At 63.2% G+C, this 17,480-nt stretch carries 12 protein-coding genes and 1 other RNA gene; 4 read left to right on the top strand and 9 right to left on the bottom strand.

What is annotated here, in order from left to right:
* Positions 1–16: 16 nt before the first annotated feature.
* The 3 genes from recR to dnaX form a co-directional block, all read right to left on the bottom strand.
* Complete coding sequence (recR, locus tag HU736_RS00990; RefSeq protein WP_103436720.1) at positions 17–619, bottom strand: recombination mediator RecR; 603 nt, start codon at positions 617–619, stop codon at positions 17–19.
* A gap of 220 nt (positions 620–839) precedes the next feature.
* Positions 840–1,166: a YbaB/EbfC family nucleoid-associated protein gene (locus HU736_RS00985; protein WP_101318032.1), complete on the bottom strand. Its 327-nt coding sequence runs from the start codon at positions 1,164–1,166 to the stop codon at positions 840–842.
* 65 nt (positions 1,167–1,231) lie between these two features.
* Positions 1,232–3,277: a DNA polymerase III subunit gamma/tau gene (gene dnaX, locus HU736_RS00980; protein ID WP_186698728.1), complete on the bottom strand. Its 2,046-nt coding sequence runs from the start codon at positions 3,275–3,277 to the stop codon at positions 1,232–1,234.
* Positions 3,278–3,405: 128 nt separating this feature from the next.
* On the opposite strand from dnaX, the gene HU736_RS00975 reads away from it, so the two are divergent.
* Positions 3,406–4,176 carry a substrate-binding periplasmic protein gene (locus tag HU736_RS00975; RefSeq protein WP_186698726.1) on the top strand — a complete coding sequence of 257 codons (771 nt, stop codon included), beginning with the start codon at positions 3,406–3,408 and terminating at the stop codon, positions 4,174–4,176.
* Here the strand turns inward: HU736_RS00975 and HU736_RS00970 are convergent.
* The gene (locus HU736_RS00970; protein WP_186698724.1) at positions 4,165–4,653 is read right to left on the bottom strand and encodes a DUF2938 domain-containing protein; all 489 of its coding nucleotides are present in this window, start codon (positions 4,651–4,653) and stop codon (positions 4,165–4,167) included. The two genes, HU736_RS00975 and HU736_RS00970, sit on opposite strands and share 12 nt — an antisense overlap.
* 83 nt (positions 4,654–4,736) lie before the next feature.
* Here HU736_RS00970 and HU736_RS00965 point away from each other — a divergent pair, with 83 nt between their 5' ends.
* Complete coding sequence (locus tag HU736_RS00965) at positions 4,737–5,141, top strand: helix-turn-helix domain-containing protein (protein WP_186698722.1); 405 nt, start codon at positions 4,737–4,739, stop codon at positions 5,139–5,141.
* A 78-nt stretch (positions 5,142–5,219) separates the two neighbouring features.
* Here the strand turns inward: HU736_RS00965 and ffs are convergent.
* From ffs to HU736_RS00940, 5 genes are all read right to left on the bottom strand, one after another.
* Positions 5,220–5,316, bottom strand: an RNA gene (gene ffs / locus HU736_RS00960) — signal recognition particle sRNA small type.
* A gap of 121 nt (positions 5,317–5,437) precedes the next feature.
* Positions 5,438–7,768: an NAD-dependent DNA ligase LigA gene (gene ligA, locus HU736_RS00955; RefSeq protein WP_103436715.1), complete on the bottom strand. Its 2,331-nt coding sequence runs from the start codon at positions 7,766–7,768 to the stop codon at positions 5,438–5,440.
* Positions 7,769–8,064: 296 nt separating this feature from the next.
* Positions 8,065–8,952 carry a cell division protein ZipA gene (gene zipA, locus HU736_RS00950; protein ID WP_103436714.1) on the bottom strand — a complete coding sequence of 296 codons (888 nt, stop codon included), beginning with the start codon at positions 8,950–8,952 and terminating at the stop codon, positions 8,065–8,067.
* 205 nt (positions 8,953–9,157) lie between these two features.
* Positions 9,158–12,646: a chromosome segregation protein SMC gene (gene smc / locus HU736_RS00945; RefSeq protein ID WP_186698720.1), complete on the bottom strand. Its 3,489-nt coding sequence runs from the start codon at positions 12,644–12,646 to the stop codon at positions 9,158–9,160.
* A 3-nt stretch (positions 12,647–12,649) separates the two neighbouring features.
* Positions 12,650–13,309 carry a GntR family transcriptional regulator gene (locus HU736_RS00940; protein WP_103436712.1) on the bottom strand — a complete coding sequence of 220 codons (660 nt, stop codon included), beginning with the start codon at positions 13,307–13,309 and terminating at the stop codon, positions 12,650–12,652.
* Between the two features lie 267 nt (positions 13,310–13,576).
* Between HU736_RS00940 and xdhA the strand changes: the two genes are divergently transcribed.
* Positions 13,577–15,022: a xanthine dehydrogenase small subunit gene (gene xdhA, locus HU736_RS00935; RefSeq protein WP_181107630.1), complete on the top strand. Its 1,446-nt coding sequence runs from the start codon at positions 13,577–13,579 to the stop codon at positions 15,020–15,022.
* Positions 15,015–17,414 carry a xanthine dehydrogenase molybdopterin binding subunit gene (gene xdhB, locus HU736_RS00930; RefSeq protein ID WP_186698718.1) on the top strand — a complete coding sequence of 800 codons (2,400 nt, stop codon included), beginning with the start codon at positions 15,015–15,017 and terminating at the stop codon, positions 17,412–17,414. Before xdhA ends, xdhB begins: the two co-directional genes overlap by 8 nt.
* Positions 17,415–17,480: the final 66 nt, after the last annotated feature.

The following is a 17,480-nucleotide window of genomic DNA, read 5'->3' as shown; positions in this document are numbered from 1 at the left end:
CGCTGGGGGCAGTCAGTTACAGCGCAATCGGCCGGCGCCCGGCAAAGGCATGGGCCAGGGTGCCGCCATCGACCAGCTCCAGCTCGCCACCGAGCGGCACGCCATGGGCGATACGCGAGGCAACCAGGCCCTTCTCGTGCAACAACTGGGCGATGTAGTGCGCGGTCGCTTCACCTTCCACGGTCGGGTTGGTGGCGAGGATCACTTCGGTGAAGCTGTCCTGTTCGGCGATGCGCGCCATCAGCTGCGGGATGCCGATAGCCTCAGGCCCGAGGCCATCGAGCGGCGACAGGTGCCCCTTGAGTACGAAGTAGCGACCGCGGAAACCGGTCTGCTCCACGGCATACACATCCATCGGCCCCTCGACCACACACAGCTGGGTGTCGTCGCGGCGCACATCGGCGCACTGCGGGCACAGCTCCTGTTCGGTCAAGGTTCGGCACTGGCGGCAGTGGCCGACCCCTTCCATCGCCTGGGTCAGGCTCTGCGCCAGGCGCAGGCCGCCGCTGCGGTCACGTTCGAGCAACTGCAGGGCCATGCGCTGGGCGGTTTTCTGGCCGACACCGGGCAGGATGCGCAGCGAGTCGATCAGTTGGCGGATCAGTGGGCTGAAGCTCATCGGAGAGGCCTGACAATACAAATTAAGAGGCGGTTTATACCGGCCACGGCAGGCAGCGTCAAATCAGCTACAGCCGATACCGACAAGGCCTACCTGTGTTGTGGTTGACCCCCGACCGCGCCTGCGGGTTCGGTCGGCTGCGGTTACTGGCCAGGGTTTAACCAGCGCAAAAAAAAACGCCCGATCAACGGGCGTTTTGTCCTACAGGAAAGCCAATGCCTTAGAACGGCATCTTGAAGCCCGGCGGCAGTTGCATGCCAGCGGTCATGCCGCCCATCTTATCTTGGCTGTTCTGCTCGACCTTGCGCACGGCGTCGTTGACGGCGGCAGCGATCAGGTCTTCGAGGACTTCCTTGTCTTCCTGCATCAGGCTATCGTCGAGGCTGATGCGCTTGACGTCATGACGGCCGGTCATGACCACGCTGACCAGGCCGGCGCCGGACTGACCAGTGACTTCGGCGCTGGCCAGCTCTTCCTGCATCTTGGCCATTTTTTCCTGCATTTGCTGAGCCTGCTTCATCAGGCCTGCCATGCCACCTTTCATCATGGGGGTATACCTCGATTGGTTCATATGATGCGGCCTGGCGCAGTGCCGGCCGCATGGATATCGGTTTATTGCCCCTGGCTGACCAGAGGCTCTACGGGCTCAATAGTATCCTGCCGCACGGTCGCGCCAAACTGGCGGATCATCTGCTGGATGAGCGGATCCTGCTCGATCGACACTTCGGCATCGTGCTGACGCTCGGAACGCTTGCGCGCTGCGGCCTGGGCTGGGGTCTCCTGCTCCGGGCGGATCAGCTCGATGCTCAGTTGCAGGGTGCGCCCGAGGTGCTGGTTGAGCGCGTCGTTCAAGCGCCGCTGCTGGGTCGAGTTGAACAGCGCGCCCTGCGCCGGGTCAAGGTGCAGCAGCCAATTGTCGCCGTCGACGGCAATCAACGTACAGTTTGCGGCGATGTTGCCTGTCATCCCCGATACAGGCAACTGTGGGCATAATTCCAACCATTGCAGGGCCAGCCCGGTCGCCGGCTTGGAGGCTGGCAGCGGCTCGGGCGGCGGCGCCTGCCGGTCTTCCTGGACGTGCTCGGCGAGTTCGTCCAGGTAGCTGAAACCAACCGGGTCGGCTTCGCCTGCGTAATAGTCCTCGTCCAGCGGCGGCTCGTCGTCGCGGTCCATACCGACGCCATCGTAGGCAGCCGGGTCGAACGGCGGCGCATCGTCATGTGACGGCGCGTGCTGTGCTTCGGGTTGCGGCTCGGGCTTGGCTGGCGGCTCAGGCGCAAGTGGCTTCGGCGGAGCGACAGGCGCTGCCTGCTCTTCCCATGGCAGGTCGATGGCTTGCTCTGCAACTGGCGCTGGCGCAGCAGGTTCTGGCTCTGGCTCTGGCTCTGGCTCTGGCTCCGCAACAGGCTCCGCGACTACTGGTTCGGCAACCGCTGGGGCCACCGGCGCAGCCGGGGCCGGCACCTCTGCAACCGCGCTGACGGGCGCTGCCGCTGCCACCGCTTTTGCTGAATCAGCTGTGGCCTGGCTGATCCCCACTGGCTTTAGCTGCGGTCTCGGCGCGTCATCGTTGTCCGCCGGGCGGAACGCCAACATGCGCAGCAGGACCATTTCGAAACCGCCGCGCGGGTCTGGTGCCAGCGGCAAGTCGCGCCGGCCAATCAACCCCATCTGATAGTAGAACTGCACGTCCTCGGCAGGCAGCGCCGACGCCAGCGCCAGGACTCGATCACGGTCGCCCTGACCATTGTCGACCGCCTCGGGCAGCGCCTGGGCGATGGCCACGCGGTGCAGCACGTTGAGCATCTCGGCGAGCACGCCGGACCAGTCCGGGCCTTGCTCGGCCAAATCGCGCACTGCCTCCAGCAGCGCTCGCGCATCGCCTTCGAGCAACGCCTGCAATACGCCATACACCTGGCCGTGGTCAAGGGTGCCGAGCATCGCCCGCACATCGGCGGCCAGTACCTTGCCTTCGCCAAAAGCGATGGCCTGATCGGTCAGGCTCATGGCATCGCGCATCGAGCCATCGGCAGCGCGGCCGAGCAGCCACAGCGCGTCATCCTCGAACGGCACGTTCTCGGCAGTCAGCACGTGGTTAAGGTGCTCTACCACCCGCTCCGGGCTCATGTTCTTCAACGAGAACTGCAAGCAGCGCGAGAGGATGGTGGCCGGCAGCTTTTGCGGGTCGGTGGTGGCGAGGATGAACTTGACGTAGGGCGGCGGCTCTTCCAGCGTCTTCAGCAAGGCGTTGAACGAGTGCGTTGAGAGCATGTGCACTTCGTCGATCAGGTAGACCTTGAAGCGGCCACGGCTCGGTGCGTACTGCACGTTGTCGAGCAGCTCGCGGGTGTCTTCGACCTTGGTCCGGCTGGCGGCGTCGATCTCGATCAGGTCGACGAAGCGCCCCTCGTCGATCTCCCGGCACACCGAGCAGGTGCCACAGGGCGTCGAGGTGATGCCGGTTTCGCAGTTCAGGCACTTGGCGATGATCCGCGCGATGGTGGTCTTGCCGACCCCGCGGGTACCGGTAAACAGGTAGGCGTGATGCAGCCGCTGGTTGTCCAGCGCATTGATCAATGCCTTGAGCACATGGGTCTGCCCGACCATTTCGCGGAACGAGCGCGGACGCCACTTACGTGCAAGAACCTGATAACTCATCAAAAACCATCGCAAACTGAACCAGCGGAAGATCGCTAATGCTAGCGGAGCGAGGCCGAAATTGCACCCGGCCAATCTCGTCTACGCTAAGCCATGCACGGTTCGACGCAGATCAAGGAGGAATACACATGCGCCGACTACTGGCCAGCCTGCTGTTATGCGCCACGCCCAGCTGGGCCGAGCAACCGGTGCTGCGCTTCGCCATTGCCGAGAGCTGGAGCATGCCGCTGATCAGGATCAAGCACGGTCAGCCGGTCGAAGGCATTCTTTATGACTTGATGCAATCTGCCGCGCGCGAAGCCGGCGTGCGGCCTGAGTACCACGTGTTGGCCCGCCTGCGCATGCAGCAAGCCATGGAGGACGGCGATATCGACGTGCGCTGCCACCTCGCAACCAACTGGTTGATCGAGCGCCCGGGCGAGTACATCTGGAGCGTGCCGCTGATGGTCCAGCGCGATCTGCTGGTGAGCCGCGCCGGCCTGCTCGACCCCGTGGATGCCTCGCGCCTGCCTGCTCAAGCCATTGGTACGGTCCTCGGCTATAGCTACCCTACCCTGCAACCCCTGTTCAGCCGAGGACAATTGCACCGCGAAGACAGCCGTAGCCAACAACTGGCCCTGCAGAAATTACAGGCCGGGCGCTACCAGTACGCAGTGAGCAATGAGTTATCGCTGCAGTGGTTCAACCGCCAACTGCCAGCCGAAGCGCAATTGCAGAGCCGCGCGCTGCTGGAAGAGCAAAACCTCGGTTGCGTGGTCCGCAGCGACCCGTCGCGCCCGACCCAGGCGCTGCTCAGGGCGCTGGTGCGGATCAAGCAGTCTGGTGAGATGGAACGCATTGTCCACCACTACGCCGCGCCCACTTCGCCAGCGCCGATGGTGAGCGGCTCACACCAGTGAAAGCAGCAACGCCGTGGCGTACAAGCCGCTGCCGAACACCAGGTGCGTGGCCACACTGCGCAGGCTGTTGCGCAGCGGCGCTGGCGTCTTGCTGGCAAACCAGCCCGCCCCCATTGCCGGCTGTAGAATGCACAGCGGCGCCACAACGGTACACAGCCCAAAGGTCAGCGCTGGCAGCAGCGTCGGCGCGTGCAGCCAATCGGCCCCTTGCAGTGCCAGCAACGCGGCGGCGAAGAACAGGCCAATCGCGTAATGCAACGCCCAGCCCAACACCCGCTCGTGCCTGATCGGCTCCGCCTTGGCGATAGCTGCATGGTGCACCCTGCCCCGCAGCAGGTGCCCCGCCCAGCGCCCGAGCATGGCGTAGTTAAGCGTTGTCACCCCCAGGCGGCGCAGCACCATCGCCCACACATCCATCACCAACGTGGCGCCGATGCCGACCACCAGCGTGGAAATCAATAAAACCGTAACGCCCATGAATACACCCTCGCAGATTGACGAAAAACCCCAATGCCGCGCAGCATAGAAGTTGAAGTCAACTTCAAGTCAAGGGAGCAATCATGGACATCGCCGATGTCGCCAAGCGCACCGGAGTACCCGCCTCGACCCTACGCTACTACGCCAAGACTGGCTTGCTCGAGTCACTTAGCAGCCCCGGCCAACGTCGCCAGTTTTCCGCAGACGTAGCCGATCGCCTGGCCTTGATCGCGCTTGGGCAGGCAGCAGGGTTTTCATTGAGTGAAGTGCGGGCGATGCTGGTAGACCTGCAGGTCGATCGCGACATGCTCAGGGCCAAGGCGAACGAAATCGATGCACAGGTCAAACGCTTGCAGGCCATGAGTAAAGGGCTGCGGCATGCGGCGGCTTGCCCGGAGGAAGATCATCTGGCGTGCTCGACGTTTCAGCGCTTGATGAAGGCTGCGGCGGCAGGGGTGCGTGTACGCGAGCGTGGCTCGAATAACTGAGGGTGTAGGATTTGGCAGCGAAAGGAGATGCTGAAGCAGGCGCGTCGAAAGATTTTCCGACCCCTGAAATGGAGGCAGCCCCACCAGCCACACCCCGGCACTCAATGTCCCCGCCTTGGCTGCTTCCTTCCGGATCTGACCAGGTCAACGGGTAATCAATGCGGAGGGACCGGTAGGGCCACCATAACGCGACTTGCCATGTGACAAGCCGCGCCATTGTACCGCTCTGGGACGAAGTTACAACCTCTGCATCAAGAAAAAATCATCATTTCTCAATGACTTGTCCCGCGAGGCGGTCAGATGTCGATGCCGTGGCCGGCCAAAAAGCCGACAAAGGCGTCTTCATCGAGCACCTTGACCCCGAGTTCGCTGGCTTTGGCCAGCTTCGAGCCGGCGCCGGGGCCGGCGACGACGCAGTGAGTCTTGCCAGAGACCGAACCGGCGACCTTGGCGCCGAGCTGTTCGAGCTTGTCCTTGGCGATGTCGCGGCTCATGCGCTCGAGGCTGCCGGTAAGCACCCAGGTCTGCCCGGCCAGGGGAAGGCCTTCGACCACGCGCTTCTCGCTGGCCCAGTGCATGCCGAACTTCAGCAGCTGCGCTTCGATAGCGCGTGCCAGCTGTTGGTTGGCCTCGACCTTGAAGAACTCGCGCACGGCTTCGGCTTGCTTGGCCGCAAGGGCCTGACGCAGGTCGATGCCGTCGGCCTGGATGATCTGCTCGAGGCTGCCGAGCTTGGCCACCAGCTTCTCGGCGCCAGTCGGGCCGACCGAAGCGATGTCGAGCTTGGCGATCAGCCCGGCGAGGGTAGTGCTGGCGGCGAATTCGGGGGCCAGCTCGCCCTCCTCTTGCAACTGCATGCCGCTGTCGAGCAACTGCTGGATGACGTCGCGGTTGTGCTGGTCTTCAAAGAAGTTATGGATCTCGTGGGCGACTTCCAGGCCGATATCGGGCAGGTAGGTGAGCACCTGCGGCAGCGCCTCCTGCACCCGCGCCAGGCTGCCCAGCGAGCGCGCCAGGACCTTGGCGGTCTCTTCGCCGACATCGGGGATGCCGAGGGCGTAGATGAAGCGCGCCAGGTTTGGTCGCTTGCTGTTGTTGATGGCCTCGAGCAGTTTGTTGCTGGAAACCTCGGCAAAGCCTTCGAGGTCGACGATCTGCTCGAAAGTCAGCTTGTACAGGTCAGCCGGCGAGCGGATCAGCCCCTCATCGACCAACTGCTCGACGCTTTTTTCGCCTAGACCATCGATGTCCATGGCGCGGCGCGAGACGTAGTGGATGATCGCCTGCTTCAGCTGCGCGGCGCAGGCCAGGCGGCCAACGCAGCGGTAGACCGCACCTTCGCTGGTGGTCTCTTTGCCTTTGCTGCGCTTGATCAACTGGGTACGCTCGACCTGCGAGCCGCACACCGGGCATTCACTCGGCACCGGCACCGGACGAGCGTCAGCTGGGCGGCGCTCGAGCACCACCTGCATGACTTGCGGGATGACGTCGCCAGCGCGACGGATGATCACCGTGTCGCCGATATGCACGCCGAGCCGGGCGACTTCGTCCATGTTGTGCAGGGTGGCATTGGATACGGTGACGCCGGCGACCTTGACCGGTTTCAGGCGCGCGACAGGCGTGACTGCGCCGGTACGACCGACCTGAAACTCGACGTCGAGCACTTCGGTCAGCTCTTCCATGGCGGGGAATTTATGGGCGATCGCCCAGCGCGGCTCGCGTGCGCGAAAGCCCAGCTCGCGCTGCGCGGCCAGGCTGTTGACCTTGAACACCACGCCATCGATCTCGTAGGCCAGCTCGTTGCGGCGAGCGCCGATGTCCTGGTAGTAGGCCAGACATTCTTCAATACCAGCGGCGTGCTTGAGCTCGCGGCTGATCGGCATGCCCCAGGTCTTGAGCTTCTCGAGGGTGTCGATGTGGCTGTCGGCGATGCTTTCGGAGGTTTGCCCAACGCCATAGCAGCAGAATTCCAGCGGGCGGCTGGCGGTGATCTTCGAGTCCAGCTGGCGCAGGCTGCCGGCGGCGGCGTTGCGCGGGTTGGCGAAGGTCTTGCCGCCAATGGCAGCCTGGCTGGCGTTGAGGCGGTCGAAGCCGGCCTTGCTCATGAACACTTCACCGCGCACTTCGAGCACCGCCGGCCAGCCACTGCCCTGCAGCTTGAGTGGGATGTTGCGTACGGTGCGCACGTTGCTGCTGATGTCTTCGCCAGTGGTCCCGTCGCCACGGGTGGCACCTTGCACCAACTGGCCATCGCGGTACAGCAGGCTGACCGCAAGGCCGTCGAGCTTGGGCTCGCAGCTGTAGTCAACGGCGTCAGGCTGATCGAGGCCGTCGACCACGCGGCGATCGAATTCACGCAGGTCAGCTTCTTCGAAGGCGTTGCCCAGACTGAGCATGGGCACTTCATGGCGGATCTGGCTGAAAGCCGCCAGGGCACTGCCGCCGACGCGCTGGGTTGGCGAGTCAGGGGTGACCAGATGCGGGTGTTCGGCTTCGAGGGCTTTGAGTTCGTTGAACAGGCGGTCGTATTCGGCGTCGGGGATGCTCGGTTCGTCGAGTACGTAATAGCGGTAGTTGTGCTGGTCGAGTTCGGCGCGCAGCTGATGGATGCGGGTTTCGGCGGTCATGAGGGTGTTCTCTTGCTGGGCACAAGAGCGGCTTCGGGTGAGTTTGGCGGATAGGGGGCCGCTATGCGGCCCTTTCGCGACACAAGGCCGCTCCTACAGGGACCGCACATGCCTGAAGAGCGGTGGGGACCGGCCTTGCGCGGTCCCTGTAGGAGCGGCCTTGTGTCGCGAAAGGGCTGCGCCGCAGCCCCAATCCAGGCACCGCCGCGCCCACCTGCCCCACTCAGCACCAGAGCTGCTCTAGCGCATAAATCACTGCGGGCAGAATCACTATCGACCCTGCCCGCACGGTTAAATCAACGCTTCTGAGTCAGCGCGCGACGCTCGAACTCAACGATTCGCTGGCGATAATGCTCGATGGTCTGCGCCGTCAACACGCTACGCTGGTCATCCTTGAGTTCGCCATCGAGCTCATGGGCCAGCTTGCGCGCAGCAGCAACCATTACGTCGAACGCCTGCTTGGGATGGCGTGGGCCTGGCAAGCCGAGGAAGAAGCTCACCGCACGGGTGCTGAAATGGTCGATGTCATCCAGGTCAAACACCCCTGGCTTGACCGCGTTGGCCATCGAGAACAGCACTTCGCCGTGACCGGCCATGCTCTCGTGACGGTGGAAGATGTCCATTTCGCCAAAGCGCAGACCGCTCTCGAGAATGTTCTGCAACAGTGCCGGGCCGCGGAAGCCGGTTTCGTCACGGGAGATCACGCTGATCACCAGCACTTCTTCAGCCGGTGGCAGCTCCTTGACGCTGCTGCTGGACGAGCTTGAGGAGAAACCGCTGGTGCGGTTGTTGTCGGTCTCGTAGGCGTTGTCCGGCTCGGCGAACAGGTCGGGCTCACGCGGCTCGGCTGCCAGGCTCAGATCGCCTTGCTGCGGCTCGCTGTTGCGCTTGCCGCGCTTGGCGGCCTTGACCGGTTTGGCTTCGCGCTCGCGCTCACGCCCTGCGCTCATCGACGGCAGGTCGGTTTCGTCCAGCTCGGGCTCTTTGTGCTGGCCTTCCAGCACGCGTGCCGGGCCGAGCACTTCCGCGCCGCCTTCTTCGTCCGCAACATTGGAGTAGCTGCGGTCGAGACGGAATTTCAACTTGCCTTTGCCACCACGCATGCGACGCCAGCCGTCGAAAAGAATACCGGCGATGACAATGATGCCGATGACGATCAGCCACTCGCGCAGACCGATTTCCATTTAATCCCGTGCCTCTATAAAAAATATGCTTGAAAACAAAGGGTTCAAAGCCCTTTAACACGTGGCGCCAACTCTATGTTCTGACAGGCGTTTTACCCACGCAGAATACACGTGACGGTAAAGCTAGCACGACCAAAGGCAACTTTACACCGTCTGTCACACATGACAGGCGTTTTAGCTGCTGAAAACGCCTCAACGTCGCTTATCAGGCGTCTACCATGGCCATTGCCGCCTCTACATCAACTGCAACAAGACGTGAACAGCCTGGCTCGTGCATCGTCACCCCCATCAGCTGATCGGCCATCTCCATGGCGATCTTGTTGTGGGTGATGTAGATGAACTGCACGGTCTCGCTCATTTCCTTGACCAACCGGGCGTACCGCCCGACGTTGGCATCGTCCAGCGGCGCATCGACTTCGTCGAGCATGCAGAACGGTGCCGGGTTGAGTTTGAAGATAGCGAACACCAGCGCCAACGCAGTCAGTGCTTTCTCGCCACCCGACAACAAATGGATGGTGCTGTTTTTCTTGCCCGGCGGGCGCGCCATGATTGTCACCCCAGTATCGAGTAAATCTTCGCCCGTCAGTTCCAAGTAAGCGCTGCCACCGCCGAAAACTTTTGGAAAAAGTGCCTGCAAACCGGCATTTATCTGATCAAAGGTATCCTTGAAGCGGGTGCGGGTTTCCTTGTCGATCTTGCGGATGACGTTTTCCAGGGTCTCGAGCGCTTCGACCAGATCGGCGTCCTGCGCATCCAGATAGCGTTTGCGCTCGGACTGTTGCTCGTACTCTTCGATGGCTGCCAGGTTGATCGCACCCAGGCGCTGAATGCGCCCTTCGATTTGTTCGAGCTGCTGTTCGGTGGTCGCTTCGCTGGCCTCGGGATCGAGCGTGGCAAGCACGCCTTGCAGGTCAAAACCGTCGGCCAGCAGTTGTTCCTGCAAAGTGCTGCGACGCAGGTTGAGGCCTTGCGATTCAAGCCGTGACTGCTCCAGCTGACCACGCAGCAAAAGCGACTGCTGCTCAGCCTGGGTGCGGCGTTTTTCGGCGTCGCGCAGTTCGCGGTCGGCGTCGTCCATGTGCAGCCGGGCCAGGCGCATTTCTTCATCGACGCTCATGCGCCGTTCGAGCAGCTCTTCTAGTTTTAGGCGCAGCTCTTCCTGCGGCGCTTCGCCCTCTTCCAGATTCAGGCTCAACTGCTCCTGGCGCTCGCTCAGGCGCTCGGCTTGCTGCTCCAGCCGCTCCAGCGCCTGCCGGGTGGAACCGTGCTGGGCACGCAGCGAGCCCAGGCGCACGGCCAACTGGTGAGCGTGGTCCTTGTGCTGGCGGGCTTCCTGGCGGATGCGGTCGAGGCCTTCGCGCAAGGTGTCGCGGCGGGCCAGCAATTGTTCGCGCTGCTCGGTGTCCTCGGCCATCAGGTCAAGGGCCTCTTGCAGGATCAGCCGCGCCTCGCCGAGCTGTTCGTGCTCGATGGCGCGCTGCTCACCCAGCTCGCTTAATTCTTCTTCAAGGCGGCGGCGACGCAGCTCAAGCTGCTCGGCGCGGGCGCGACCGGCAGACAAACGCGCCTTGAGCTCACCGTGCTGACGGTTTTCGTCCTGGCTACGGCGGCGCAGTTGTTCGCGCTGCTCTTCAAGGCCACGCTGTTGCTCACGCTGGCTATGCAGGCGCTCCTCGAACTGGTCCAACTGCTCCTGTTGCTGCAGTTGCTGCTCGGCCAGCTGCTCGATCTCCTGCGCGCGGGCAAGCACGCCGCCTTGCGCTTCGCTGCCGCGGCTTACGCGCAGGCAATGCCGGCCCACCCAGTAGCCATCGCGACTGACCAGGCTTTCGCCAGCCAGCAGACTTGCGCGCTGGTTCAGCGCCTGCTCAAGGGTCTCGACCGGACGCACCTGGCCCAGCCAAGGGCTGAGGTCGGTGCGCCCTTCGACCTTGTCGAGCAAGCTGCCGGGCACCCGAGCGCCCTCGCCGGCCGCCAGCAACAGGCGCAAATCACCTTGTTCCAGTGCGGCGAAGTCCAGCTGGTTGAAGTCGTCGACCAGCACTGCCTGCAAGTCGGCACCCAGCACCGTCTCGACGGCAAGCTCCCAACCTGCCTCGACGCGCAAACCCTCGGCCAGGCGCGGACGCTGTTGCAAACCTTGCTCGCGCAGCCACTCGCCAGCACCGGCAGACGGCTCCAGGGCGGCTTGCTGCAACGCCTCCAGCGACGCCAGCCGGCCGCCCAGACGCTGTTGCTCGCCCTGCAACTGCTGATGGCTCTGGTTGAGCTGCTGCAGTTGCTCACGCACAGCTTCGAGGCGCTCGAGCACGTCCTGCTCGCTGAGCTGCAGTTCTTCCAGCAGCAGCTCACTGCTGGCGACCTGCTCGGTCAACTCGAGCATGGCTGCGTCCTGCGGGTCGGCGCTGAGCTGATCGCGTTCGTCAGCCAGCTTGCGCTGGCGTTCAGCCAAGCGCTCGAGGCTGGTTTCCAGCTGCTGCAAGCGCGATTGCTGGACTTCGGCCTGGCGCCGCGGCTCGGCTGAGCGGGTATTGAAACTGTCCCACTGCTCCTGCCAGCCGTGCATGCCCAGCTCGGCTTCTTCGAGCACGGCAGCCGCTTCTTCAGCTGCCGCGAGGGTCATCTCCTGCTCAGGCCCAAGCTGCTCCAGTTCTTCGCCGAGGGTCGCCAGCAGGGTGCGGTCATGGCCCAGGTGCGACTCGGTTTCCAGCCGTGTGCGCTCGGCTTCCTTGAGATCATCCTGCAACTGGCGCAGGCGCTGCTGGCCGTGCTGAATGCTCTGCTCGACCCGGGCAATGTCACCGGCCACCGAATAGAAGCGGCCCTGGACCTGGTTGAAGCGTTCGGACAACTCATGGTGGCCGTCGCGCAGGCGCTCGATGCTGGCATCGGCATTGCGTTGCTCGGCCACCAGCGCCTCGAAGGCTACTTCCTGATCGCCGATGACGGCGCCGCGTTGCTGCACCTTCTGGTCCAGCTCACGCCAGCGCAGGGCCGACAAGCGCGCCTTGAGCAGACGCTCTTCAGCTTTGTACTCGCGATACTTTTCTGCGGCCTGGGCCTGGCGGTGCAAACGCTCGAGCTGGCGCCCGAGCTCATCGCGCAGGTCGGTCAGGCGGGCGAGGTTTTCCTGGGTGCGGCGAATTCGGGTTTCGGTCTCGCGGCGGCGTTCCTTGTACTTGGAGATGCCGGCGGCTTCTTCGATGAAGTTGCGTAGCTCCTCTGGCTTGGCCTCGATCAGCTTGGAGATCATGCCCTGCTCGATGATCGAGTAGCTGCGCGGGCCCAGCCCGGTTCCGAGGAAGATATCGGTAATGTCGCGGCGACGGCATTTGGTGCCGTTGAGGTAGTAGGTATTCTGGGCGTCGCGGGTCACTTTGCGCCGGATCGAGATCTCGGCGTAGGCGGCGTACTCGCCGACCAGGGTATTGTCGCTGTTGTCGAACACCAGCTCGATACTGGCCTGGCTGACCGGCTTGCGACTGGTCGAGCCATTGAAGATGACGTCGGTCATCGACTCGCCGCGCAGGTTTTTAGCCGAACTTTCGCCCATCACCCAGCGCACCGCGTCGATGATGTTGGACTTGCCACAGCCATTGGGCCCGACCACGGCGGCCATGTTGCTGGGGAAGTTGACCGTGGTCGGGTCGACGAACGACTTGAACCCGGCCAGGCGAATGCACTTCAAGCGCATCGATCAGGCCCGCGCCAACGCAGCCAGCACCAGCTCGCAGCTGCGCTGGCAGTATGCAACCAGCACTTCGCGAATACGTGCAATGTCGCGCGCGACCACCGCCTGCAGCAGGCGATCGAACAGGTCGAGGTAGTCGAGCATATTGGCCTGGCGCTGATCCAGCGCGAGGTAATAGGCGCGGCTCATGGCGGGCTGCAGGTTCTCGACGGTTTCCTGCAGGTACGGGTTGTCGGCGAACGGATACGCAGCGCGCATCACCGCGAAGCTTTCGGCGACGAAGGTCTTGATGTCAGTGGCGGCGTAGGCCTGTTGCAAGCGCTGCTGAATGCCCAGAAACGGCATCAGGTCCGCATCAGTGCGCCATTTCTGGGCAACGGCGTTGCCGAGCAGTATGTAGAACTCGCCCATCAATGCGCACAGGCTGCGCACACTGCGTTCGTCAAGACGCGTCACGTGGGCGCCCCGCCGCGGCAGGATCGCCACCAGATGGCGACGTTCAAGGATCAACAGCGCCTCGCGCACCGAGCCGCGGCTGACGTTCAGGGCCTGAGTGACCTTTTGCTCCTGGATCCGCTCACCCGGGGCAAGCTCGCCGCGGATGATCCGCTCGGCCAGATGGTGGGCAATCTGCTCGGAGAGACTGTCCGGCGCCTTGAACGTCATGGTTTTCCTTCAAAATCATTGAACTGGGCACAAGCGGCGGATTGTAGCGCACTTGCCTGGCAGTCGCGCAGAGGGGCGCTGCGCTTTATTCGTTGGCAAGCCGGACCGGCGATCAGGCGCGATCTATGCTTTGTAAAAGGCACACTGTTCGGTGCGGACTCACTATGCGCGATTTCTTGACCTTTGAGTCAGAAAATCATTGACCCGGCGATCAAGCCTGCTTAGAGTCCGCCGGAACAACAATAAAACCATTGCGAGGCCTCCCCCGTGATCCAGTTTCTCGTAAACCAGGAGCTGCGTAATGAGCACGCCCTGGACCCGAACATGACCGTGCTGCAGTACCTGCGCGAACACCTTGGCAAATCCGGCACCAAGGAAGGCTGCGCCAGTGGCGACTGCGGCGCCTGTACAGTGGTGGTCGGCGAGCTCGAAGAAGACGGCCAGAGCCTGCGCTACCGCAGCCTCAACTCGTGCCTGACCTTCGTTTCGTCGTTGCACGGCAAACAATTGATCAGCGTCGAAGGCCTCAAGCATCAGGGCGAACTGCACAGTGTGCAAAAAGCCATGGCCGACTGCCACGGCTCGCAATGCGGCTTCTGCACTCCAGGCTTTGTCATGTCGCTGTTTGCCTTGCAGAAGAACAGCAACGGCGCCGACACCCAGCAGGCCCAGGAAGCCCTCGCCGGCAACCTATGCCGTTGCACCGGCTACCGGCCGATCCTCGCCGCTGCCGAACAGAGCTGCGCCACACCGTGCCGCGATCAGTTCGATGCGCAGCAGGCGCAGACCATCGCCCGCCTCAAGGCCATCGCCCCGTCCGAAACCGGCGAACTGAACAGCGGCGACAAGCGCTGCCTGGTGCCGCTGACCGTAGCCGACCTGGCCGACCTGTACAGCTCGCACCCAGAAGCGCGCCTGCTTGCCGGCGGCACCGACCTGGCGCTGGAAGTGACCCAGTTCCACAAGACCTTGCCGGTAATGATCTATGTCGGCAACGTCGCCGAACTCAAGCGCATCGACAAGACCGCCACTCATCTGGAGATCGGCGCAGCTACGCCGTTGACCGACTGCTACGGCGCGCTCAGCGACGAGTACCCCGATTTCGGCGCCCTGCTGCACCGCTTTGCCTCGTTGCAAATCCGCAACCAAGGCACCCTCGGCGGCAACATCGGCAATGCCTCGCCCATCGGTGACTCGCCGCCGCTGCTGATTGCCCTGGATGCCCAGGTGGTACTGCGCCAGGGCCAGCGCCAGCGCGTGCTGCCACTGGAAGACTACTTCATCGACTACCGCATCACGGCCCGCCAGGACAGCGAGTTCATCGAGAAGATCATCGTGCCGCGGGCCAGCAATGACTGGACGTTCCGCGCCTACAAGGTCTCCAAGCGCCTGGACGACGACATCTCGGCAGTTTGTGCAGCGTTCAACCTGAGCATCGAAAACGGTGTGGTCAGCGGCGTGCGCATTGCCTTTGGCGGCATGGCCGCGATTCCCAAACGCGCCCGCGCCTGTGAAGCCGCGCTGCGCGGCAAGCCGTGGAACCAGGCCACCCTTGAACGTGCCTGCCAGGCGCTGGGCGAAGACTTCAGCCCGCTCTCGGACTTCCGCGCGAGCAAGGAATACCGCCTGCTGACCGCACAGAACCTGCTGCGCAAGTACTTCATCGAACTGCAATCGCCGCACATCGAAACCCGGGTGACCGACTATGTCTAATCATCATGCCGTCAAGAGCCAGGCCGAGATGGCCGAACTGTTCCGCCAGGACCTGACCACCGGCGTCGGCCGCAGCGTCAAGCACGACAGCGCCGACAAACACGTCAGCGGCGAAGCGGTGTATATCGATGACCGCCTCGAATTCCCCAATCAGTTGCATGTGTATGCGCGCACAGCTGACCGCGCCCACGCGCGCATCCTGAGTATCGATACCGCGCCATGCTACGCCTTTGAAGGCGTGCGCATCGCCATCACCCATGAAGACATCCCCGGCCTCAAGGACATCGGCCCGGTGGTCGCCGGCGACCCGTTGCTGGCGATCGACAAGGTCGAGTTCTTCGGCCAACCGGTGCTGGCGGTAGCTGCCCGCGACCTGGAAACCGCTCGCCGTGCGGCGATGGCGGCGATCATTGAATACGAAGACCTCGAGCCGGTGCTGGATGTTGTGCAAGCGCTGCGCGACAAGCACTTCGTACTTGACAGCCATACCCATCAGCGCGGTGATTCGGTTGCCGCCCTGGCCAGCGCCCCGCACCGCTTGCAAGGCACCTTGCATATCGGTGGCCAGGAGCACTTCTACCTGGAAACGCAAATCTCCTCGGTGATGCCGACCGAAGACGGCGGCATGATCGTGTACTGCTCGACGCAGAACCCGACCGAAGTGCAAAAATTGGTCGCCGAAGTGCTCGATGTGCCGATGAACAAGATCGTCCTCGACATGCGCCGCATGGGTGGCGGTTTCGGCGGCAAGGAAACCCAGGCCGCCAGCCCGGCCTGCCTGTGCGCGGTGATCGCGCGGCTGACCGGCCAGCCGACCAAGATGCGCCTGCCACGGGTCGAAGACATGACCATGACCGGCAAGCGCCACCCGTTCTACGTCGAGTACGACGTCGGCTTCGATGACGACGGCCGCCTGCACGGCATCCAGTTCGACCTCGCCGGCAACTGCGGCTACTCGCCTGACCTGTCCGGCTCGATTGTCGACCGCGCCATGTTCCACTCGGACAACGCCTATTACCTTGGCGACGCCACCGTCAACGGCCACCGCTGCAAGACCAACACCGCCTCCAACACCGCTTACCGAGGTTTCGGCGGGCCGCAGGGCATGGTCGCCATCGAGCAGGTGATGGACCACATTGCCCGTCAGCTCGGCCGTGACCCGCTGGATGTGCGCAAGGCTAACTACTACGGCAAGACCGAACGCAACGTCACCCATTACTACCAGACCGTCGAACACAACCTGATCGAGGAAATGACCGCCGAACTGGAGGCCAGCAGCGACTACGCCGAGCGGCGCAAGTCGATCCGCCACTTCAACGAGCACAGCCCGGTATTGAAAAAAGGTCTGGCGCTGACCCCGGTCAAGTTCGGCATCTCGTTCACTGCCACCTTCCTCAACCAGGCCGGTGCGCTGATCCACATCTACACCGACGGTAGCATCCACCTCAACCATGGCGGCACCGAGATGGGCCAGGGGTTGAACACCAAGGTTGCGCAGGTGGTTGCGCAGGTGTTCCAGGTCGAGATCGACCGCATTCAGATCACGGCGACCAATACCGACAAGGTCCCCAACACCTCACCGACCGCTGCATCCAGTGGCGCCGACCTGAACGGCAAGGCGGCGCAGAACGCGGCGGAAATCCTCAAGAAGCGCCTGGTCGAGTTCGCCGCCCGGCACTGGAATGTCACTGAGGAAGACGTTGAATTCCGCAACGGCCATGTGCGCGTGCGTGAGGAACTGATCAGCTTCGAGACGCTGGTGCAGCAGGCCTATTTTGCCCAGGTGTCGCTTTCGACTACCGGCTTCTACCGCACGCCGAAGATCTTCTACGACCGCTCGCAGGCGCGCGGCCGGCCGTTCTACTACTTCGCCTTTGGCGCAGCCTGCGTCGAGGTCATCGTCGACACCCTGACCGGCGAGTACAAGATGCTGCGTGCCGATATCCTGCACGACGTCGGCGACTCGCTGAACCCGGCCATCGACATCGGTCAGGTCGAAGGCGGCTTCATTCAGGGCATGGGCTGGCTGACCACCGAAGAGCTGGTGTGGAACGCCAAGGGCAAGCTGGTTACCAACGGCCCGGCCAGCTACAAGATCCCGGCAGTGGCCGACATGCCGCTGGACCTGCGGGTCAAGCTGGTCGAGAACCGCAAGAACCCGGAAGACACCGTGTTCCATTCCAAGGCCGTCGGCGAGCCGCCGTTCATGCTCGGCATCGCTGCCTGGTGCGCGATCAAGGACGCCGTCGCCAGCATCGCCGACTACCGCGCGCAGCCCAACATCGACGCGCCGGCCACGCCTGAGCGGGTCCTGTGGGGCTGCGAGCAGATGCGCCAGACCCTGGCCGTGCAGCAGCCTGCTGAACAGCACGTGGAACCTGTCACATCGTGACCGCAGGCAGCCGTGCGCAGCGCTGTACTGCGCGCGGCTGAGTTGAAGCCAACTGAGGTTTTGTAT

The sequence above is a fragment of the Pseudomonas shirazensis genome (genome assembly GCF_014268785.2).
Classification (GTDB): Bacteria; Pseudomonadota; Gammaproteobacteria; order Pseudomonadales; family Pseudomonadaceae; genus Aquipseudomonas; species Aquipseudomonas shirazensis.
This window is presented reverse-complemented; position numbering and strand designations above follow the sequence as displayed.